We start from the raw sequence: 21,369 nt of genomic DNA on the forward strand, positions 1-21,369 counted from the left end.
TTGGCCGGGCTGCTTTGGGATGACGGATTCTTGTGGATGCCGCGGTTTCGCGACGCTGCGTCGGGCATCCCTGATTCGGATCTATGCAAGCACCGTGCCAGCCCATGGCGGTGCGCACCATCCGGAGACGGTCGCGAGGGGCGGTCGTCAGGCCCGCAAGTGCAGGCAAAGGGTGTGGCCAAGGGGACAATCGTCCGACCCGGTCAGCATTTCATGCAAGGTGCGCGCACCGCTTCGGGTCGTGCGCACCCTGCGATGCACCATGAAGGATCGTCGGGGTGTTCAGCGCGGCGGGATCTGGGAGGCGTGCCCGGCCGACCAGCGGGCGATCTCCAGCGCGATGCGGTCGGCTGCGCGCCCCATGGCGTCCACGACATCGGCCACCGCGGTGCCGGCAGCACGCTCGCGCGCCTCGAAGCGCTGGCCGGCGACGATGTGCCGGGTGTTGCCCTGCGCCAGGCGGACATCGATGCGGATCACCGCCTCGGGACGACCATTGCGATATTCGCTCTGGAAGGCGCGCAGTTCGGTGTCGAGTTCGAAATCCGCGAACAGACTGCGTTCGTCGGTGCTGACCGAGGCGAAGCGCTGTCCGGCCAGCAGCGCGTCGACGATGCGTTCGCGCATCAGTACCGGAGCCGGGTCGGTCCAGGCCGCGCCCTGGTAGACGCTCACCAGCCGGTCGTCGGGGATCACGACGATGCGTCGCCCGGCGATGCGCGAACCGCTGACCGGGCGCAGCACGCGCAGCGAGACGTCGATCTGCGGGCCGGCGGGTGCCGCGGCGTGATCGATCGCACCGGGCAGCAGATAGACGTCGACCGCTTCGCGCTCCGGCAGTATCGAGCAGGCGGGCAGCAGTGCGGCCAGTGACAGGGCGGCGAGGACGAGGCGGCGCTTCATGGCTGGAACTCCCGGGTGGGCTGGCGGCCGAGCAGATAGTCGCGCGGACTGTCCTCGAGCTGACGGGTGATGGTGCGCAGCGAGGCCAGCGTTGCACGCAACTCGGCCATGGCCGGGCCGATGTCGGCCAGTCCGCGCAGACCCCCTTCGACATTGCCGCGGTTGTCACGCACGATGGATTCGATTTCGCCGACCGTGCGCTCGACCGCGTTCATCGCCCGCGACGCGCTGGCCAGCGTGTCGCCCAGTTCCCCGTCGACCAGTCGGTGGGTCGATGCGATCAGGCGGTTGGCGTCGTCGAGCATCGTGGCCAGCTCGTCGCGGCGTCCGGCCAGCGAGTCGCTCACCAGTCGCAGGTTGTGCAGGGTCGCGGACAGGTCGTCGACGGTCTGCGGCGACAGGGCTTCGCGCGCGCGGATCAGCAGTTCGTTGACGTTGAGCATCACATCCTCGCCGTCGGCCAGCAACCGGCTCAGCGGCGAGGGCGTAGCGACGATCACGGGGATCTCGCCCTCGCTCGCCGGCAGCGGCTGGCTGGACGGGTCGTCGCCGCTGGTGAGCCGGATGATCGACAGCCCGGTGATGCCCGCGGGCACCAGGCGCGCCTGGGTGTCGTCGCGCATCGGCGCACTCGGGTCGATGCGCACGCGTGCGAAGACGCGGCGCGGGTCGGCAGGGTCGAGCCGCAAGCTGGCGACATCGCCGATGCGGATGCCGTTGAACTCCACCGTGCTGCCGCGCGACAGGCCCGTGACCGGCTCGTGGAAGGCGATGTCGTAGAATGCCTGGTCGCGCTCGGCGCCGCTCTGGCCCAGCCACAGCGCGAACAGCAGCGCGCCGATGGCCGCGGCCAGCGTAAACAGGCCGATCAGCACGTGATGCGCACGGGTTTCCATTCAGTTGCCCTCCGTGACGGATGCGGTGGCCGCGGCGCGGCCACGCGGGCCGCGGAAATAGTCGCGTACCCAGGCGTCGTCGCTTTGCGCGACGGTGGCCAGATCCGCGTTCAGGATGACACGGCGGCGCGCGAGTACCGCGACACGATCGGTGATTGCGTACAGCGTGTCCAGATCATGTGTGACCACGAATACCGTCAGGCCGAGGGCGTCGCGCAGCGTCGCGATCAGCCGGTCGAAGGCGGCCGCGCCGATCGGGTCCAGCCCGGCGGTGGGCTCGTCGAGGAACAGGATATCCGGATCGAGCGCCAGCGCGCGCGCCAGCGCGGCGCGTTTGACCATGCCGCCGGACAGCTCGGCCGGCAGGCGCGCGCCGGCGTCGGCCGGCAGGCCGGCCAGCGCGATCTTGAGCGCGGCCAGCGGCGCCGCCTCGTCGCGCGTGAGTCCGGCATGTTCGACCAGCGGCAGGACGACGTTCTCGGCCACCGTCAGCGACGAGAACAGCGCACCACGCTGGAACAGCACGCCGAAGCGTCGTTCGACGCGGCTGCGCTCGCGCGGCGCCAGCGTGGCCAGATCCTCGCCGAACACGCGCACGCTGCCGCCCGCCGGTTTCTGCAGGCCGAGGATGGTGCGCAACAGTACCGACTTGCCGGTGCCCGAGCCGCCGACCACGCCGAGGATCTCGCCGTGCCGCACATCGAGGTCCAGCCCCTCATGCACCACGAGGCTGCCGAAGCGCGTGACCAGGCCGCGTACCTCGACGACGTTGTCCGGCGCGCTCACCAGCCCATCTCCATGCAGAACAGTGCGGCGATCGCGTCGACCACGATGACCACGAAGATCGACTGCACCACGGCCGAGGTGGTGTGCTCGCCCACCGACTGTGCGCTGCCGCCGGCGCGAAAGCCCTCGTTGCAGCCGATCACCGCGATCAGAAAGGCGAACACCGGGGCCTTGGCCATGCCGATGAGAAAGTGGCGCAGCGCGACGTTGGTTTCGATCACCGACAGGAACATGCTCGGCGAGATGTCGAGCTTGAGCGCGCACACGATCATCCCGCCGGCCAGTCCCGAGATCATCGCGACGAAGGCGAGTATCGGCAGTGCGACGAGCAAGGCGAGCACGCGCGGCAGCACCAGCAGCTCGACCGGTGACAGGCCCAGCACGCGAATCGCGTCGACCTCTTCGTTGGCCCGCATCGAGCCGATCTGCGCGGCGAACGCGCTCGAGGTGCGCCCGGCGACGAGAATCGCCGCGAGCAGCACGCCGAATTCGCGCAGGAAGGAGTAGGCGACCAGATCGACGGTGTAGATGCTGGCGCCGAAACCGGTCAGCACCGTCGCGCCGAGAAAGGCCACGACGGCGCCAACCAGAAAGGTCAGCAGCGCGACGATGGGCAGCGCGTCCAGGCCGGTGCGCTCCAGATGTGCGACGAAGGACGTCATGCGCCAGCGTCCGGGCCGGAACAGTGTGCGCGCGAAGGTCTCCAGCGTCAGTCCGAGCAGGCCGCACACGCCCACGAGGTGGTCGCGGAACGCGACTGTCGTGCGTCCGATGTGCTCCAGGATGTCGCCAGGCATGTAGCCGTCGGGAGTCTGCGCGCTCGGGTCGATACGTTGGTGCGCTTCGCGCACGGTGCGCAGCAGCGCCTGCCGTTCCGGGGCTTGCGCGGCGAGGACGGTTTCGAGTTGCTGGTCGCTCAGCAGTGTGCACAGCAGGCCGGCGCCGGCGGTGTCGAGACCCGACAAGCCCGAGGCATCGACGGCGGCGATGTCCCCATCGCGTTCCCGCAAAGCCGCTACGTGAGCAGCGAGTGCACGGCAGTGCGGCAGCGTCCAGGCGCCCGCGATGCGCAGGATCGGTCCGTCGGCCGATGGCACGATCTCGGACGTGCCGGGCGCGTCAGCTGCGGCGATCATCGTGCTGTGTGGAACGGATCAAGGGGCATGGACTCGCCTGATGCATGCGTCGGTTCGGGAACGTGTCGCGGCGAGGCTTCGACGCAATGCCCGTATCGAACCATCAACGCCGCGCAGGTGCAACCGCACCGGGTTTGCGGCCGGCGCCGATCGTCACACCCGTGCTGCCGCCGTCGGGGATAATGGTGCTTCGAAGCATGGGCCGGGAGAGCGAAGTGCGCGCAGCAGCAGGCAGGACGTGGTGGATTGCAGGGATTGTTGTGGCGATCGTCGCGGCGGGCACGTGGTGGCTGCGACCGGTGGCGGACGACGAGCGCTTCGTGCGTGGAAACGGGCGCGTCGAGGCCACCGAGGTCGATGTCGCTGCCAAGGTGGCCGGACGGGTGGCGGAGATCCTGGTCAACGAGGGGGACTTCGTCGCCGAAGGGCAGGTCGTGGCGCGCATGGACGTGCAGTCTTTGCTGGCGCAGCTGGCGCAGGCGCGCGCCGAGGTGGCCAATGCCCGCAGCGCGCGTGAAACCGCGCTGGCGCTGGTGGCGCAGCGCGTGGCCGATGTGGCGATGTCCGAGTCGGTGCTGATCCAGGCCGAGGCCGAGTTCGACGTGGCGCGGCGCACCAGCGAGCGCCTGCAAAGGCTGCTCAAGCAGAAGGCAACTTCCGCGCAGCAGGCCGACGACGCGGCGGCACGTGTTCGAACGGCTCAGGCAAACGTTCGCGTGGCCGCGGCGAAGATCGCGGCGGCTCAGGCAGCGGTGCGGGCGGCCGAGGCGCAGGTGGAGCAGGGCGATGCGGCGATTGCCGCCACCGAGGCGGTGGTGGCGCGCCTGCAAAGCGAGCTGGAGGACGCCGAACTGCGGGCGCCGCGCGCCGGCCGCGTACAGTACCGCATCGTGCAGCCGGGCGAGGTCATTGCCGGTGGCGGCAAGGTGGTGAGCCTGGTCGACATCGGTGACGTGTACATGACCTTCTTCCTGCCCGAAACGGTGGCCGGCCGCGTGGCCATCGGTAGCGAGGCGCGCATCGTGCTCGACGCCGCGCCGGACTTCGTGATTCCGGCTTCCGTCAGTTTCGTTGCCAGCGTCGCGCAGTTCACGCCCAAGACCGTCGAGACGCAGAGCGAGCGCCAGAAGATGGTGTTCCGCGTCAAGGCGCGCATCGACCCCGAACTGCTGGCGAAGTACCCCGAGCAGGTCAAGACCGGCCTGCCTGGCATGGCCCATGTGCGTCTGGATGGTGAGGCGGAGTGGCCGGCGGCGCTGCAGGTGCGCCTGCCGTGAGTGCCGTGCCGCCGGTGGCGCGGCTCGCCGACGTCACGCAGCGTTACGGCGCGGTGGCGGCGGCCGATGGCGTGAGTCTGGAGATTCCGGCCGGCTGCATGGTCGGTTTCATCGGGCCGGACGGCGTGGGCAAATCCACCTGGCTGGGCCTGATCGCCGGTGCGCGGCAACTGCAGCAGGGGCGCATCGAAGTGCTGGGCGGCGACATTGCGGATGCCGCGCACCGGCGCGCGGTGTGTCCGCGCATTGCCTACATGCCGCAGGGGCTGGGCAAGAACCTGTATCCGACGCTGTCGGTGTTCGAGAACATCGACTTCTTCGGCCGGCTGTTCGGCCAGTCGGCCGAGGAGCGCGCGCGGCGCATCGATGAGCTGCTCGCAGCGACCGGCCTGAGCGAATTTGCCGATCGTCCCACGCGCAAGCTCTCCGGCGGCATGAAGCAGAAGCTCGGCCTGTGCTGCGCGCTGGTCCACGACCCCGACCTGCTGATCCTCGACGAGCCGACCACCGGTGTCGATCCGCTCTCGCGGCGCCAGTTCTGGCGCCTGATCGCGCGCATCCGTGCCGCGCGCCTCGGCATGAGCGTGCTCATTGCCACCGCCTACATGGAGGAGGCCGAGGACTTCGACTGGCTGGTGGCGGTGGACGCCGGCCGCGTGCTGGCCACCGGCACGCCGGAGCAATTGCGCTCGCAAGGCGGGCGCGACACGCTGGAAGGCGCCTTTCTGGCGCTGCTGCCGCAAGAGCGCCGGCGCGGCCACCGCGAGGTGGTGATTCCGCCGATGGAGGCCGGCGAGGTGGTGATCTCCTCGCGCGGGCTGCAGATGCGCTTCGGCGACTTCGTGGCGGTGGACGACGTAAATCTCGACGTGCGGCGCGGCGAGATATTCGGCTTCCTCGGCTCCAACGGCTGCGGCAAGTCGACCACCATGAAGATGCTCACCGGCCTGCTCGAGCCCTCGGCCGGCGAGGCGCGGCTGCTGGGACGCAAGCTCGACGCGAAGAATCTGGAGACGCGCCGCCGCGTGGGCTATCTGTCGCAGTCCTTTTCGCTGTACGGCGAGCTGACGGTGCGCCAGAACCTCGACCTGCACGCGCGGCTGTTCGACCTGCCGGGCGACGAGGCTGCCGAGCGCATCGAGGCGCTGACCCGGCGCTTCGGCCTGGATGCGGTGATGGACACCCAGCCCGACGCGCTGCCGCTGGGTATGCGCCAGCGCCTGCAACTGGCGGTGGCGGTGCTGCACCGGCCCGACGTGCTGATCCTCGACGAGCCGACATCGGGCGTCGACCCGGTGGCGCGCGACGGCTTCTGGGAACTGATCGTCGAGCTCTCGCGGCGCGACGGCGTGACCATCTTCATCACCACCCACTTCATGAACGAGGCGCAGCGCTGCGACCGCATCTCGCTGATGCACGCCGGCCGTGTGCTGGCCACCGACACGCCGGCTGCGCTGATGGCGCGACGCGGCGCGGACACGCTGGACGATGCCTTCGTCGGCTATCTGGAGGAAGCCGCCGGCACCCCCGTCGAAGCGCAGCGCACGCCACCGCCGGCGGTCGAGGCGCCGCCCGCGCGCCCGCCGCGCTTCTCGCTGGCGCGGCTGCTGAGCTTTGCCGCACGTGAATCCACCGAGCTGCGGCGCGACCCCATCCGCCTCACACTGGCCATGCTCGGCAGCGTGATCCTGATGCTGGTGATGGGTTACGGCATCAACATGGACGTGGAAGACCTGCACTTTGCCGTGCTCGACCACGACCGCAGCGTGGCGAGCCAGGGGTACACGCTGCGCATTGCCGGCTCGCGCTACTTCCTGGAGCAGCCGGAGCTGCTCAGCCATGCCGATCTGGACGCGCGCATGCGGGCCGGCAAGCTCGCCATGGCGGTGGAGATTCCGCCCGGCTTCGGGCGTGATCTGGCGCGCGGCGCAACGCCCGAGATCGCGGTGTGGCTGGACGGCTCGATGCCGATGCGTGCCGAGATCGCGCGCGGCTACGTGCTGGGCGTGCATGCGCAGACGCTGGCCGAGGTGATGGCCGAGGCCGGCATCACCGCTACCGCGCCGGCCACGGTGGAAACGCGCTTCCGCTACAACCCGGAGCTGCGCAGTCTGGTGGCGATGGCGCCGCTGATGATCCCGCTGATGCTGGTGTTCATCCCGGCCATGCTCACCGCGCTGGGCGTGGTGCGCGAGAAGGAGCTGGGCTCCATCGTCAATGTGTACACCACGCCGGTGAGCAAGCTCGAATTCCTGCTCGGCAAGCAGCTGCCCTACATCGCGCTGTCGATGTTCAACTTCGCCGTGATGTTCGTCATCGCCATCGCGCTGTTCCAGGTGCCGTTCAAGGGCAGTCTGCTCACCCTCACCGTCGGCGCGCTGCTGTATGTCACCGCCACCACGGGGCTGGGGCTGTTGATGTCGACACTGATGAACAGCCAGGTCGCTGCGATTGCCGGCACCGCCATCGGCACGCTGCTGCCGGCGGTGCAGTTCTCCGGGTTGCTCGACCCGGTGTCCTCGCTCGAAGGCTTCGCGGCGGTGGTGGGTGCGGTGTACCCGACCACGCATTTCCTCACCATCACCAGCGGTACCTTCTCCAAGGCGCTGGGCTTTGCCGATCTGGGTGGCTCCTTCCTGCCGCTGTTGCTGGCGATTCCGGTGCTCACCGGGTTGTCGGTACTGTTGCTGAAGAAGCAGGGGAGATGAGGATGCGCGTCGAATCGACCTTTCTGCGCAACACCTGGACGCTGGGCATCAAGGAGTTCCGCAGCCTGTCGCGCGACGCGGCAATGCTGTTCCTGATCGTGTTCATGTTCACGGTGTCGGTGGTGGCGGAGACGCGCGAGCGCCCCGAAACCCTCAATCGCGCCGCCATCGCGGTGGTGGACGAGGATCGCTCGCAGCTGTCCACGCGCATCATCGCGGCGCTGCATCCGCCGCAATTCATCACGCCGGAGCGGGTCGATCTGGCCGACATGGATCGCGGCATGGACGCCGGGCGCTATACCTTCGTGCTCAACATCCCGCCGAACTTCCAGCGCGACGTGATGGCCGGCCGCAGCCCGGCGCTGCAGCTCAACGTCGACGCCACGCGCCAGAGCCAGGCGCAGACCGGCGCCGGCTACATCCAGAACATCATCAATGACGAGGTGCGCGCCCACGTCCAGCGCCTGCGTGCGCCGCCTGTGCAGCCGGTGGAGCTGGTGCCGCGCGCGATGTTCAACCCCAATCTGGAGGCGGCGTGGTTCGCCGCCATCACCGCCATCATCAACAACGTCACCATGCTCGGCATCCTGCTCACCGGCGCGGCGCTGATCCGCGAGCGCGAGCACGGCACCATCGAGCACCTGCTGGTGATGCCGGTGACGCCGCTGGAGATCATGCTGTCCAAGATCTGGGCCATGGGGGTGGTGGTGCTGGTGGCCTCCACCGCCTCGCTGTACGTCGTGGTGCAGGGCGTGTTGGGCATCGCGGTGGCGGGCTCCATCGCCCTGTTCGCGGTCGGCACGCTGCTGTACCTGTTCGCGGCGGCGTCGATCGGCATCTTCATGGGGACCATCGCGCGCAGCATGCCGCAGTTCGGCCTGATGGCCATCCTCGTGCTGCTGCCGCTGCAGATCCTGTCCGGCTCGCTGACGCCGCGCGAGAGCATGCCGGATCTCATCTACCATCTGATGTCTCTCGCACCCACCACCCACTATGTGGCCATGGGGCAATCCATCCTGTTCCGCGGCGCCGGGCCGGAGGTGGTGTGGCCCGAGTTCGCAATGGTGGCGCTGATCGGCGCCGTATTCCTGGCGCTGTCCCATCACCGGCTGCGCCGCATGATCGGCGAGATGCAAGGGTGAGCGGTGCCGGTTGCTGATACAATACGCTCTGTGGCGGGTCTCCCCGCATTGCAGAGCGGTGAACCTGGTCAGGGCCGGAAGGCAGCAGCCACAGCTGTAACCTGCGAGTGCCGGGGGTCAGGCTCGCCACCCTGAACATGTAACGGGCGTCGCATTGCGCGACGCCCGTTTTGCGTTTGCGCTCAGAGCAGCGTGTCGAGCAGCATCATCGTGACGAAGCCGATCAGCAGGCCGGCGGTGGCCAGGGTTTCGTGGCCGCGCCGGTGCGATTCCGGAATGATCTCGTGGCTCACCACGAAGAGCATTGCGCCGGCTGCCGCAGCCAGGCCCCAGGGCAGCAGGGCGGCCGATACCGCGACCATCATGGAACCGACGATCGCGGCGAGCGGCTCGACCAGTCCGGACAGCACCGCCACGCCGAAGGCCAGCCCGCGGCCATAGCCTGCGGTGAGCAGGGCGATCGCGATGATCAGCCCTTCGGGCACGTTCTGCAGCGAGATGCCGGTGGCCACCGCCCGGCCGCTACCGGCCTCGCCCGCGGCAACGCCGATCGCCAGACCTTCCGGGATGTTGTGCACGGCGATCGCGAACACGAACAGCCACACGGCCGCGACGCTGCGTTCGTGCCCCGGCTGGTGGGTGTGGGGCAGGCTGCGGTCGAGCGCCAGCAACAGCGCCGCGCCGATCGTCAGACCGGCGGCGACGGTCAGCGCCGCGCCGCTGTCGCCGGCGCCGCGCGCGATCGCCGCATCGAAGCCGGGCAGCAGCAGCGAGAACACGCTGGCGGCGAGCATCACGCCCGCGCCGAAACCGAGCAGTGCGCCCTGAGTTCCGACCGCGATGTTCCGCATGACCAGTACCGGCAGCGCGCCCAGGGCGGTGGCGGCGGCGGCCATGGTGCCGCCGGCGATGGCGTGGCGCACGCCGGCGGGCAGGGTGCCGAATTGCGCGTGGAGCTGAATCGCCAGCAAGACCAGGCCGGCCAGAGCGATCGCCCAGCCGCCGAGCGCGCGCAGGAAGCCGGGCAGGCCGGCGCGCCGGTAGTGCATGCGTGCGACTTTGGTGACCATTTCAGCTTCCTCCCGTCATTTCTGCATTCAAGTATCGGGCTTCATGAGCAATAGTTCCAATTGAACGAGGGAAAGTTCCGCATAGCTTGAGTGTATGAGTCAGGCAAAAAGGAGGCCGCCCGCGGGCGGCCCATGCGCGTGATTGCGTGGTGCGCTCAGCGTGGGCAGCGATAGCCGCCCGGCGTGCCCTTGGGCGAGAGGACGAACTGCCACAGCTGTGTGGTGCGGGCACGGAAGGTGCCGGCGCAGGCGAGCAGGTAGTAGCGCCACATGCGGTAGAAACGCTCGCCGTAACGTTCGGCGAAGCGCGGCCAGGCGGCCTCGAAGTTGGCGTGCCAGGCCATCAGCGTGCGGTCGTAGTCGGCGCCGAAGTTGTGTACGTCCTCTACGACGAAGAACTCCTCGGCGGTGTCGGCAATCTCCCCCATGGACGGCAGCGCGCCGTTGGGAAAGATGTAGCGTTCGATCCACGGGTCGGTGGGCACGCCGCGACGGTTCTTGCCGATGGTGTGCAGCACGAACAGACCGTCGTCGGCGAGCACGCGGCGCGCGGTCTCGAAATAGGTGCGGTAGTTCTTCTGGCCGACATGCTCGAACATGCCCACCGAGGCGATGCGGTCGAAGCTGCCGTCGAGTTCGCGGTAGTCCTTGAGCAGGAAGTCGACCGGCAGGCCTTCGCACAGGGCAGCGCCGTAGTCCGCCTGTTCCCTGGAAATCGTCACGCCGGAACAGCGCGCGCCGTACTCACGTGCGGCGTAACGCATCAGGCTGCCCCAGCCGCAGCCGATGTCGAGCAGCGTCATGCCGGGTGCCAGGCCGAGCTTGCGGCAGATCAGGTCGAGCTTGGCAGTCTGCGCCTCCTCTAGTGTCTGCGCCTCGGCCCAGTAGCCGCAGGTGTAGGCCATGTGCGGGTCGAGCATGGCCTCGAAGAAGTCGTTGCCGATGTCGTAGTGTTCCTGCCCGACTTGCCAGGCGCGGCGCATGTTCTGCAGGTTGAACAGACGCGCGCGCAGTCCGGCGACGATCAGCGCGGTGTTGGCTACCTTCTCGTCGAGTTGGGCGGCGAGTACGCGCGCGAAGAATTCGTCGAGCCGGTCGCAATCCCACCAGCCATCCATGTAGCTTTGGCCCAGACCGAGGCTGCCGCGCGCGAGGATGCGCTCGGCCGTGTCGGGATGATGGAAGCGCAGGTCCCAGGGGCGGTCGCCGTCGATGCGTACGTCCGCCTCGGCGAGCAGATCCGCGACGGCGTCCAGTGCAAGACGACTCTTGCGGCGCGGCGCGGCGGGCACATGGGGCGGGATGCGCGAGCCCAGGCCGGAGCGGGCCGGGCGGCGTTGCGAGGTTTCTGCACTGCTTGCCTGTTCCATCGTTTTCCTCTTCTCCTGGTGCAGGTGAGAGGCCACGGCGGGCCGGGGCTCGCGTCTGCCGCGTCTTTGCGGCAGGCATCTTGCTGGGTCGAACTATAGCCAGATTGGATGGGCCGGGTAAACCCGGGTGTCGTGCGCAGTGTGCACGGGGGCGCGCAAGAAAACGCCCCGGCCGGCCGAAACCGGTGCGGGGCGGGGGCAATGACGGGCCGGGTGGCCCGTGCAGCGGGATTACTCCAGGTCGAAGCGGTCGGCGTTCATGACCTTGGTCCAGGCGGCGACGAAGTCGCGCACGAACTTCTCCTTGCTGTCGTCCTGGGCGTATACCTCGGCGTAGGCACGCAGGATGGAGTTGGAGCCGAACACCAGATCGACGCGGGTGGCCGTCCACTTCGCGGTACCCGTCTTGCGGTCACGCAACTCGTAGAGGTTCCTGCCGGTCGGCTCCCACTTGTAGGCCATGTCGGTGAGATTGACGAAGAAGTCGTTCGTCAGCGCGCCGACACGATCGGTGAACACCCCGTGCTTGCTGCCGCCGTGGTTGGTGCCGAGCACGCGCATGCCGCCGAGCAGTACCGTCATCTCGGGTGCGGTCAGACCCATCAGTTGCGAACGATCGAGCAGCATCTCCTCGGGTGCCGGGATGTAGTCGTCCTCCTTGAGCCAGTTGCGGAAGCCGTCGTGCAGCGGCTCGAGCACTTCGAAGGACTCGGCATCGGTCTGCTCGGCGCTGGCGTCGCCGCGGCCCGGTGCGAACGGCACCGGCACGTTGAAGCCGGCCGCCTTGATGGCCTGCTCGAGTCCGACGTTGCCGCCGAGCACGATCACGTCGGCCACGCTGGCGCCGGTCTCAGCGGCGATCTTCTCGTACGCGGCCAGCACCTTGGCCAGACGCTGCGGCTCGTTGCCGGCCCAGTCCTTCTGCGGGGCCAGACGGATGCGTGCGCCGTTGGCGCCGCCGCGCATGTCGGAGCCGCGGAAGGTGCGCGCGCTGTCCCAGGCGGTACAGATCATCTCGGACTGGCTCAGGCCGGCCGCGGCGATCTTCGCCTTGACGGCATCGACGTCGTAGCTCTTGTTGCCGGTGGGTACGGGATCCTGCCAGATGAGCTCTTCGGCCGGCACTTCGGGGCCGATGTAGCGCACCTTGGGGCCCATGTCGCGGTGGGTCAGCTTGAACCAGGCGCGGGCGAAGGTCTCGGCGAGATAGTCCGGATCCTTGTAGAAGCGCTCGATGATCTTGCGGTAGGCCGGATCCATCTTCATCGCCATGTCCGCGTCGGTCATGATCGGGTTGTGACGGATGGACGGATCCTCGGAATCGACCGGCTTGTCTTCTTCCTTGATGTTGATCGGCTCCCACTGCCACGCGCCGGCCGGGCTCTTCTTGGACTCCCACTCGTAGTTGAGCAGCAGGTACAGATAGCCGTTGTCCCACTTCGTCGGGTTGGTGGTCCACGCACCTTCCAGGCCGCTGGTGACCGCATCGTGGCCGATGCCGCGCTTGGTGTGGTTGCTCCAGCCCAGCCCCTGTTCCTCGACGTCTGCCGCTTCCGGCTCGGGGCCGAGCAACTCGGCGTCGCCGTTGCCGTGGCACTTGCCGACCGTGTGGCCGCCCACGGTCAGCGCGGCGGTTTCCTCGTCATCCATGGCCATGCGCTTGAAGGTCACGCGCACGTCTTCGGCGGTCTTGAGGGGGTCGGGGTTGCCGTCCACGCCCTGCGGGTTGACGTAGATCAGGCCCATCATCACGGCGGCGAGCGGGTTCTTGAGGTCGCGCTGGCCGGAGTATCGGCTTTGGGGGTTGTCGGTGGGCGCCAGCCATTCCTTCTCGGAACCCCAGTAGGTGTCCTTCTCGGGGTGCCAGATGTCCTCTCGGCCGAAGGCGAAGCCATAGGTCTTGAGGCCCATGGATTCATACGCGACGTTGCCGGCGAGGATGATCAGGTCGGCCCACGAGAGCTTGTTGCCATACTTCTTCTTGATCGGCCACAACAGGCGGCGGGCCTTGTCGAGGTTGGCGTTGTCGGGCCAGGAATTGATCGGGGCGAAGCGCTGGTTGCCGGTGCCGCCGCCGCCACGGCCGTCGGCCATGCGGTAGGTGCCCGCGGCATGCCAGGCCATGCGGATCATCAGGCCGCCGTAGTGGCCCCAGTCGGCCGGCCACCAATCCTGGCTGTCGGTCATCAGGTCGGTGAGATCCTTCTTGAGCGCGGCGTAGTCGAGTTTCTTCACTTCCTCGCGGTAGTCGAAGTCCTTGCCCAGCGGATTGGTCTTGGTGTCGTGCTGGTGCAGGATGTCGAGATTCAGCGTCTTTGGCCACCAGTCGGTCACTGAACGGGCGACCTCGGTGTTGCTACCGTGCATTACTGGACACTTGCTCATGGTTGCTCCTCCTTGTTTGCCCGGAGTCGGCGGGAGCCGCTCAGGCTGTCTCGGCGATTTCCGCGAGTACGGCATACAGCATAGCGAATGCCGCATTGCAGTCGGGTTTCATCGTCAATGACTTTGGCCGGCCGCGCTCGCTACCGGTTCCCCAACAAATCAAGCATAGGTCGGGAAGATTCATAGAGCTAATCGATGGTGTGAATATCTTTGATTGTTATTTGTTATCGAGCCTAGCGAAGGCTCACCGGAGTTCGAGGCGCCCCTGCTAGAATCCGACGCCATGAGCTATCAGGTCCTCGCGCGCAAATGGCGCCCGCTGTCCTTCGCCACGCTGGTGGGGCAGGATCACGTCGTGCGTGCCCTCAGTCACGCGCTCGCGACCGGCCGCCTGCACCACGCCTGGCTGTTTACCGGCACGCGCGGCGTGGGCAAGACCACCATCAGCCGCATCCTCGCCAAGGCGCTCAACTGCGAGAGCGGCGTCACGCCCGAGCCCTGCGGGCAGTGCGAGGCCTGCCGCGCCATCGACGCCGACCGCTTTCCCGACTACGTCGAAATGGACGCCGCTTCCAACCGCGGCGTCGACGACATGGCCGCGCTGCTCGACCGCGCCGTGTATGCGCCGGTGCAGGGGCGCTACAAGGTGTACATGATCGACGAAGTGCACATGCTCACCGGCCATGCCTTCAACGCCATGCTCAAGACCCTCGAAGAGCCGCCGGAGCACGTCAAGTTCATTCTCGCCACCACCGACCCGCAGAAGATTCCGGTCACGGTGCTCTCGCGCTGCCTGCAGTTCAACCTCAAGCAGATGTCGCCGGGCGCCATCGTCGAGCACCTCGGGCACATCCTCGGGGAAGAGGGCATCGAGTTCGAGCCGCCCGCGCTGGCGCATCTGGCGCGCGCGGCCAGCGGTTCGATGCGTGACGCGTTGTCGCTGCTCGATCAAGCCATCGCCCATGGCGCCGGCCGGCTCGAGGAAGAGGGCGTGTCGCGCATGCTCGGCACGGTCGGTGACGACCACCTGTTCGAACTGCTCGACGCGCTGGCGGCCGGCGACACGACGCGCATGGTCACGCTGGCCGACGCGATGGAGGCGCGCAGCCTGTCCTTCGACGCCGGCCTGCAGTCGCTCGCCTCGTTGTTCCAGCGCATCGCGCTGGTGCAGATGGCGCCGGGCGCGATTGCCGACGAGGCCGAGCGTGCGCGCCTGGCCGAACATGCGGCGCGCTTCGATGCCGAGTTCGTGCAGCTGGCCTATCAGATCGCGATCCACGGACGCAGCGAACTGACGATGGCGCCCGATGAGGCCACCGGCTTCACGATGACGCTGCTCCGCCTGGCCGCCTTTCGGCCCGAGCAGCCGCCCGCGCTCGACGGCCCGCTGCCGGGCGTCGGCGACGGCGGGGCCGGGCGTGCCCGCCCGCTGCCCGAGGCGGCTTCGCCGGTGAAGCCGGCAGTTGCGGCACCCCCGGTTGCGGCCGTGCCGGCGCGCACCGAGCCTGAAGCGACGGCGCCCGTGAACCGGCCGACGGCCGACGGCGCCCCCGAAGAAGCGCCGCCGTGGGAAGATGTGCCGCCGGCCTCGCCCGACGATCGGCCGGTGTCGGCGGAGGAGCGTTTCGCCAGTGATGCGCCCGAAGATGACAGCGTCAAGCATGCGAACCGCAGCAACGATGTCGCCGGGGCGCTCGAGGCGGCGCTGGCGGCTGGCGACTGGCATGCGGTGCAGCGCGTACTCGCGCCGGGAGGGCTGGTGCGCGAACTGTGCCAGCACTGCGAGTGGGTCGGTTTCGCCGACGATCGGCTCGATTTGCGCCTGGCCAATACCCACAAACACCTGATCGAGGTCCATGCGGCGCTCGTCGACCGCCTCGGGGAACTCGTATCGGAACGCGCCGGGCGCAAGCTGCGCGTGCGCGTCGAAGTCGGCGCCATCGAGGGCGAGACGCCGGCCCAGCGCGAGAGCGCCGAGCGGCAGGCGCGCCACGTCGCCGCGGTCGCCGCGCTCGAACGCGACCCGTTCGTCGGCGAAATCATCGAACGCTTTGACGCGCGTTTCGTCGAAGAATCGGTCAGACCTCTTTGAATCCATCCCTGTCGCGGAGAACAAGCAAATGATGAAGGGCGGAATCGCCGGGCTCATGAAGCAGGCCCAGCAGATGCAGGAAGACATGAAGAAGATGCAGGAGCAGCTCGCCAGCATCGAGGTCGAGGGCCAGTCCGGCGCCGGCATGGTCAAGGTGGTGATGACCTGCAAGCACGACGTGCGTCGCGTCACCATCGATGAATCGGTGATGGACGACAAGGAGATGCTCGAGGATCTGGTCGCTGCGGCCGTCAACGACGCGGTACGCCGGGTCGAGACGACCACGCAGGAGAAGATGTCCGGCATGACCGCCGGCATGAACCTGCCGCCGGGCATGAAGCTGCCGTTTTGAACCCGACCCCTGGCCAGACGGGTAGCGCCCTTCTGACGTCGACCGACGCTGTCAGAGGCGCGCGAGCGCGCTTGCCTGATCTGCAAAGCGCGCAATGTCCCGTCTCGACACCCTGATCGAAGCGCTGCGCTGCCTGCCCGGTGTCGGGCCGAAGTCCGCGCAGCGCATGGCCTATCATCTGCTGCAGCGCGACCAGCCGGGCGCCGCGCGTCTGTCGGCGGCTCTATCCGAGGCGCTGGCGAACCTGCGCCACTGTGAGCGCTGCAACAACTTTACCGAGCAGGCGGTGTGCGGGCGCTGCGCTGACCCGCGTCACGATCGCAGTTTGCTGTGCGTGGTGGAGATGCCGGCCGACCTGTCGGTGATCGAGCAGACCCATGCGTACCCGGGCCTGTACTATGTACTGATGGGGAGGCTGTCGCCGCTCGACGGCATCGGTCCGCGCGAACTCGGGCTGGAGAAGCTGATCGCGCGCGCCAGCGACGGCCAGGTGCGCGAGGTGATTCTTGCCACCAACTTCACCAACGAGGGTGAGGCCACGGCGCATATGATCGCGGAACTGCTCGATGCGCGCGGCGTGCGCGTGTCGCGCATCTCGCGCGGCGTGCCGGTCGGCGGCGAGCTCGAACACGTCGATGCAGGCACGGTCGCCCAGGCCCTGATCGACCGCAAGTCGCTGTAGACGGCGCGCCGGATGGGGTGGCGCAGCTTTCGGGCTTTTTAAGGGCTGCGGTTTTCCCCTATAATGCGAAAGTTTTTTTGAACCGGAATCTTGCATTCCTTCTTGAGAGGCCAAGAGCGTGGAAGAGAAGATGGACAACAGTCGCCGCAACCTGCTGGTTGCGACGTCGGTGGTCGGGGGCGCTGGCGCGGTTGCGGCGGCAGTGCCGTTCGTCGCGAGCCTGACGCCGTCGGACCGTGCCAAGGCAGCCGGTGCTCCGGTCGAGGCCGACATCAGCCAGCTCGCCCCCGGCGAGATGATGACCGTCGAGTGGCGAGGCAAGCCGGTGTGGATCCTGCGCCGCACGCCCGAGATGATCGCCTCGCTGCAGAAGACCGACGAGAAGGTCAGCGATCCGGAATCGGAAAAGCCGATGCAGCCTCCGTACGCTCAGAACCAGCACCGTTCGATCAAGGAGGAGTACCTCGTCACGGTCGGCATCTGTACGCATCTGGGCTGTTCGCCATCGGAGAAGTTCAAGATGGGGGCGGAGAGTGGCATGAGCGCCGACTGGCCGGGCGGCTTCCTGTGCCCGTGCCACGGTTCGCTGTTCGATCTGGCCGGCCGCGTCTACGCGAGCATGCCCGCTCCGGACAACCTCGAGGTTCCTCCCCACATGTATCTGTCCGACACCACGATTCTCGTGGGCGAAGACGAGGCCTAAGCAATGACGACGAAATCCCAGGCTCTGCTGAACTGGATCGACGAGCGCTTTCCGCTGACGTCGACCTACAAGGCGCACCTGTCCGAGTACTACGCGCCGAAGAACTTCAACTTCTGGTACTTCTTCGGTTCGCTCGCGCTGCTGGTGCTGGTGATCCAGATCGTGACCGGCATCTTCCTGGTCATGCACTACAAGCCGGACGCCTCGCTCAACGCGGCCGGCATCCCGGTGGCCTTCGCCAGCGTCGAGTACATCATGCGCGAGGTGCCCGGCGGCTGGCTGATCCGCTACATGCACTCGACCGGCGCCTCGGCCTTCTTCGTCGTCGTGTATCTGCACATGTTCCGCGCGATGATCTACGGCTCCTACCGCAAGCCGCGCGAACTGCTGTGGATCTTCGGTGTGCTGATCTTCCTGTGTCTGATGGCCGAGGCCTTCATGGGCTATCTGCTGCCATGGGGGCAGATGTCGTTCTGGGGCGCGCAGGTCATCATCAACCTGTTCTCGGCGATCCCCATCATCGGGCCGGACCTGTCGACGGTGATCCGTGGCGACTTCGTCATCGGTGATGCGACGCTCAACCGCTTCTTCGCGCTGCACGTCATCGCCGTGCCGCTGGTGCTCATCGGCCTGGTCGCTGCGCACATCATCGCGCTGCACGAAGTCGGTTCGAACAACCCGGACGGGGTCGAGATCAAGAAGAAGAAGGACGCCAACGGCATTCCGCTCGACGGCATCCCGTTCCATCCGTACTACACGGTCAAGGACATCGTCGGCGTCGGCGTCTTCCTGTTCTTCTTCTCGATCGTCCTGTTCTTCTATCCGGAAGGCGGGGGTTACTTCCTCGAGTACAACAACTTCATTCCGTCCGATCCGCTGAAGACGCCGTCGCACATCGCGCCGGTGTGGTACTTCACGCCGTTCTACTCGGTGCTGCGCGCGGTCACCTATCCGCTGTTCGGTCTCGACGCCAAGTTCTGGGGCGTGGTCGCGATGGGCGCGTCAGTGGTCATCATCGCCTTCCTGCCGTGGCTCGACCGCAGCCCGGCGAAGTCGATCCGCTATCGCGGCCCGATCTACAAGAGCGCGCTGGCGATCTTCATCGTTTCCTTCTTCATCCTCGGCTACCTGGGTGTGCTCGCCCCGACGCCGGGTCGCACGCTGGCCGCGCAGATCTGCTCGGTGCTGTACTTCGCGTTCTTCCTGCTGATGCCGTGGTACACGAAGATCGACAAGTGCAAACCGGAACCGGAAAGGGTGACCTTCAAATGAGACTCCGCATGTTCAAGACCCTCAAGCGGCTGATGCTGGCCGTGATCGTCGCCCCGGCGCTGGCCGTCGCCGCTCCGGCCTCGGTGGACCTCGATCGCGCTCCGGTCAGCATGGATCCGGCCACGCTGCAGCATGGCGCCAAGCTGTTCGTGAATTACTGTCTGAACTGCCACTCGGCAAGCTTCGTACGCTACAACAAGCTCACCGAGATTGGCCTGACCGAAGACCAGATCCGCGACAACCTGATGTTCGCGGGCGAGCGCGTCGGCGACCTGATGACGATCGCCATGCGTCCCAAGGAGTCCAAGGAGTGGTTCGGTGCGACGCCGCCCGATCTGTCGCTGGTGGCGCGGCAGCGTAACTCGGGCGACGGCTCCGGCGCGGACTGGCTGTACACCTATCTGCGCCAGTTCTATCGCGACCCGAACCGTCCGACCGGCTGGAACAACCTGGTCTTCGAGAACGTCGGCATGCCCCATGTACTGTGGGAATTGCAGGGCGAGCAGGTGCTGACAGACGGCAAGCTGGTACTCGACAAGCCCGGGCGCATGGACGCAGCCGAGTATGATCGCGCCGTGGCCGACCTGGTGTCTTTCATGGTGTGGATGGGCGAGCCTGGCGCCGAGAAGCGCGAGACCATCGGCGTGTTCGTGCTGATTTTCCTGGTCGTGTTCACCGGCATCGCCTACGCACTGAAAAAGAACTACTGGAAAGACATCCACTGATCACAGCCCCGTGCCGCCCTGCGCGGCGCCCGAGGCCCGATGTGACGCACCACGCGAAGCCCGCGTGGTGCGCTTTGTTTTCCGAATCTGGAGTTTCACGGACATGATGACCCTGTATTCCGGCACGACCGACCCGTTCAGTCACCGCTGCCGGATCGTGCTCTACGAGAAGGGGATGGACTTCGAGGTAATCGACGTTGATCTCTACAACAAGCCCGAAGACATCGCGGTGATCAACCCCTACAACCGCGTGCCGGTGCTCGTCGACCGCGACCTGATCCTGTACGAGCCGAACATCATCAACGAGTACATCGACGAGCGCTTTCCGCATCCGCAACTGATGCCGCCCGACCCCATCCTGCGCGCGCGTGCGCGGCAACTGCTGCACCACTTCGAGCAGGAGCTGTTCGCCCATATCGAGGCGCTCGAGAAGGGGCAGAAGGCCGCCGAGAAGGCGCGCGCCGCGGTGCGTGACGAACTGGTGCAGTTCGCACCGGCGTTCGCCAAGCAGAAATTCATGCTCGGCGACGACTTCTCGATGCTGGATGTGGCCATCGCGCCGCTGCTGTGGCGTCTCGAGCATTACGGCATCGAACTGCCCAAGACCGCCGCCGGCATCATGAAGTACGCCGAGCGCATCTTCAGCCGCCAGGGCTTCATCGACGCGCTCACGCCCTCCGAGAAGGTAATGCGCCGCTGATTACGGAGAGCGCGGCGGCGCCACGTCGCCGCGCGAGCTGCATGACATCCTCGACTCTTTCCACCCGTCCGTATCTGGTCCGCGCGATCAATGAATGGTGTCTCGACGAGGGGCTCACGCCCTACGTCGTGGTGCATGTCGACGGCGACGTGCTGGTGCCCCCGGGCTACGCGCGCGACGGCCAGATCGTGCTCAACCTCGATCCGGACGCCACCCATCGACTGTCCATCGACAACGACGGTATCGGCTTTCAGGCGCGCTTCGGCGGCGCGCCCCACGACATCTGGATTCCGTACGCCAACCTGCTGGCGATCTATGCGCGCGAGAACGGCAGGGGTCTGGCCTTCACGCAGGGCGTGGCCTTCGAGCTCAACCCCGAAGGCGATGACGAAGCGGGCGACGAAACCGTCGATGACGGAACCCCTGCCGATGACGCACCGGTCGAATCCGCTTCCGGCGACGACGACACATCGCCGGACGAGCCGCCCAAGGGTGGTCGTGGCGGCCATCTGAAGGTGATCAAGTAAGCCTGGACGGTAGCGGGGCGGGCGGCGCGCGTCACAGCCCCCGCAATGTCCAGTTGCCGTCGTTCTGACGGCAGCCCACGCCACGCGCGCTCTCGCGTCGCGTGCCTTCGATATCCAGCGAGAACACGCGGCATTCCGGGCGGTCGCGGTGCGGCCCGAGCGGGGTGAGGGTGTAGTGCAGGCCGCCCGGCGCATCCCAGCGCACCGGCTGATGATCACGCGCCAGTTCCAGCCCGTGCGCGATGCAGGCCTCGTCGGCGCGGTCCATGCGCCGCCCGATCTCGGCACCGACGATGGCGCCGATCACCGTGCCGGCGAGAATCGCGATGCGTCGCCCGTCACCGTCGCCGACCTGGCTGCCGACAACCCCCCCGACCGCCGCTCCGAGTACCGCGGCGACGCCTGAACGATCGCAACGTCCGCCGAGAATGCCGTAATCGCGTTCCCAGCGGTGGCCGGTGTAGCCGGCATAGGCCGGATCGTTCTTGGCGCGCCAGCCATGCGCCGGCGCATGGGGTGGCGGGGCCGCGAAGCTGGTGGCCATGAGGCAGGCAAGTGCGCCGCCGACGGCCAGATTGCGCAGTGCTCGAGACTTCATCGTTTGCTCCTGATGGAGGACACACTCCCAATCTAGCAGTTGCGC

19 protein-coding genes and 1 other RNA gene are annotated in these 21,369 nt (G+C 67.3%); 12 read left to right on the forward strand and 8 right to left on the reverse strand.

The window, feature by feature from the left end:
• Positions 1-282: 282 nt before the first annotated feature.
• The 4 genes from C0099_RS03615 to C0099_RS03630 are packed head-to-tail and all read right to left on the reverse strand — an operon-like array spanning position 283 to position 3,721.
• Positions 283-903 (reverse strand): ABC-type transport auxiliary lipoprotein family protein, encoded by a 621-nt coding sequence (locus C0099_RS03615; RefSeq protein WP_102246180.1) that lies wholly within the window; start codon positions 901-903, stop codon positions 283-285.
• Positions 900-1,799, reverse strand: a complete 900-nt coding sequence (locus C0099_RS03620; RefSeq protein WP_102246181.1) for an MlaD family protein — start codon at positions 1,797-1,799, stop codon at positions 900-902. Before C0099_RS03620 ends, C0099_RS03615 begins: the two co-directional genes overlap by 4 nt.
• On the reverse strand, positions 1,800-2,585 hold the full coding sequence (locus C0099_RS03625) for an ABC transporter ATP-binding protein (RefSeq protein ID WP_228151642.1): 786 nt from the start codon (positions 2,583-2,585) through the stop codon (positions 1,800-1,802).
• Positions 2,582-3,721: an MlaE family ABC transporter permease gene (locus C0099_RS03630; protein WP_102246182.1), complete on the reverse strand. Its 1,140-nt coding sequence runs from the start codon at positions 3,719-3,721 to the stop codon at positions 2,582-2,584. The genes C0099_RS03625 and C0099_RS03630 overlap by 4 nt, the downstream gene beginning before the upstream one ends.
• 197 nt (positions 3,722-3,918) lie before the next feature.
• Here C0099_RS03630 and C0099_RS03635 point away from each other — a divergent pair, with 197 nt between their 5' ends.
• From C0099_RS03635 to ffs, 4 genes are all read left to right on the forward strand, one after another.
• A complete protein-coding gene (locus tag C0099_RS03635; RefSeq protein ID WP_102246183.1) occupies positions 3,919-4,998 on the forward strand; it encodes an HlyD family secretion protein in 1,080 nt (359 codons plus the stop codon).
• Positions 4,995-7,706, forward strand: a complete 2,712-nt coding sequence (gene rbbA / locus C0099_RS03640; protein WP_164084872.1) for a ribosome-associated ATPase/putative transporter RbbA — start codon at positions 4,995-4,997, stop codon at positions 7,704-7,706. Before C0099_RS03635 ends, rbbA begins: the two co-directional genes overlap by 4 nt.
• A gap of 2 nt (positions 7,707-7,708) precedes the next feature.
• Positions 7,709-8,848 carry an ABC transporter permease gene (locus C0099_RS03645; RefSeq protein ID WP_102246185.1) on the forward strand — a complete coding sequence of 380 codons (1,140 nt, stop codon included), beginning with the start codon at positions 7,709-7,711 and terminating at the stop codon, positions 8,846-8,848.
• 32 nt (positions 8,849-8,880) lie between these two features.
• Positions 8,881-8,979, forward strand: an RNA gene (gene ffs / locus C0099_RS03650) — signal recognition particle sRNA small type.
• A 51-nt stretch (positions 8,980-9,030) separates the two neighbouring features.
• Here ffs and C0099_RS03655 read toward each other — a convergent pair.
• The 3 genes from C0099_RS03655 to katG all read right to left on the reverse strand — a co-directional run bounded on the left by C0099_RS03655 (position 9,031) and on the right by katG (position 13,673).
• Entirely contained in the window at positions 9,031-9,918 is an 888-nt protein-coding gene (locus tag C0099_RS03655; protein WP_102246186.1) for a ZIP family metal transporter, read from the reverse strand.
• Between the two features lie 155 nt (positions 9,919-10,073).
• Positions 10,074-11,288, reverse strand: a complete 1,215-nt coding sequence (gene cfa, locus C0099_RS03660; protein ID WP_102246187.1) for a cyclopropane fatty acyl phospholipid synthase — start codon at positions 11,286-11,288, stop codon at positions 10,074-10,076.
• Between the two features lie 231 nt (positions 11,289-11,519).
• Positions 11,520-13,673 (reverse strand): catalase/peroxidase HPI, encoded by a 2,154-nt coding sequence (katG, locus tag C0099_RS03665; RefSeq protein WP_102246188.1) that lies wholly within the window; start codon positions 13,671-13,673, stop codon positions 11,520-11,522.
• Positions 13,674-13,956: 283 nt separating this feature from the next.
• Between katG and dnaX the strand changes: the two genes are divergently transcribed.
• From dnaX to C0099_RS03705, 8 genes are all read left to right on the forward strand, one after another.
• The gene (gene dnaX / locus C0099_RS03670; RefSeq protein WP_102246189.1) at positions 13,957-15,765 is read left to right on the forward strand and encodes a DNA polymerase III subunit gamma/tau; all 1,809 of its coding nucleotides are present in this window, start codon (positions 13,957-13,959) and stop codon (positions 15,763-15,765) included.
• A gap of 28 nt (positions 15,766-15,793) precedes the next feature.
• Complete coding sequence (locus C0099_RS03675; RefSeq protein ID WP_102246190.1) at positions 15,794-16,117, forward strand: YbaB/EbfC family nucleoid-associated protein; 324 nt, start codon at positions 15,794-15,796, stop codon at positions 16,115-16,117.
• A 94-nt stretch (positions 16,118-16,211) separates the two neighbouring features.
• Positions 16,212-16,799: a recombination mediator RecR gene (gene recR / locus C0099_RS03680; RefSeq protein ID WP_102246191.1), complete on the forward strand. Its 588-nt coding sequence runs from the start codon at positions 16,212-16,214 to the stop codon at positions 16,797-16,799.
• 130 nt (positions 16,800-16,929) lie between these two features.
• The gene (gene petA, locus C0099_RS03685; RefSeq protein WP_102246192.1) at positions 16,930-17,502 is read left to right on the forward strand and encodes a ubiquinol-cytochrome c reductase iron-sulfur subunit; all 573 of its coding nucleotides are present in this window, start codon (positions 16,930-16,932) and stop codon (positions 17,500-17,502) included.
• 3 nt (positions 17,503-17,505) lie between these two features.
• Positions 17,506-18,774, forward strand: coding sequence for a cytochrome b (locus C0099_RS03690; RefSeq protein WP_102246193.1), 1,269 nt, complete (start codon positions 17,506-17,508; stop codon positions 18,772-18,774).
• Positions 18,771-19,499, forward strand: coding sequence for a cytochrome c1 (locus C0099_RS03695; RefSeq protein WP_102246194.1), 729 nt, complete (start codon positions 18,771-18,773; stop codon positions 19,497-19,499). The genes C0099_RS03690 and C0099_RS03695 overlap by 4 nt, the downstream gene beginning before the upstream one ends.
• 103 nt (positions 19,500-19,602) lie before the next feature.
• A complete protein-coding gene (locus C0099_RS03700) occupies positions 19,603-20,199 on the forward strand; it encodes a glutathione S-transferase N-terminal domain-containing protein (RefSeq protein ID WP_102246195.1) in 597 nt (198 codons plus the stop codon).
• Positions 20,200-20,240: 41 nt separating this feature from the next.
• Positions 20,241-20,726 carry a ClpXP protease specificity-enhancing factor gene (locus C0099_RS03705; RefSeq protein WP_102246196.1) on the forward strand — a complete coding sequence of 162 codons (486 nt, stop codon included), beginning with the start codon at positions 20,241-20,243 and terminating at the stop codon, positions 20,724-20,726.
• Positions 20,727-20,757: 31 nt separating this feature from the next.
• On the opposite strand, the gene C0099_RS03710 is transcribed toward C0099_RS03705, so the two are convergent.
• Complete coding sequence (locus C0099_RS03710) at positions 20,758-21,324, reverse strand: glycine zipper 2TM domain-containing protein (RefSeq protein ID WP_102246197.1); 567 nt, start codon at positions 21,322-21,324, stop codon at positions 20,758-20,760.
• Between the last annotated feature and the right edge of the window lie 45 nt (positions 21,325-21,369).

It is taken from the genome of Pseudazoarcus pumilus (assembly GCF_002872475.1).
Taxonomy (GTDB): Bacteria; Pseudomonadota; Gammaproteobacteria; order Burkholderiales; family Rhodocyclaceae; genus Pseudazoarcus; species Pseudazoarcus pumilus.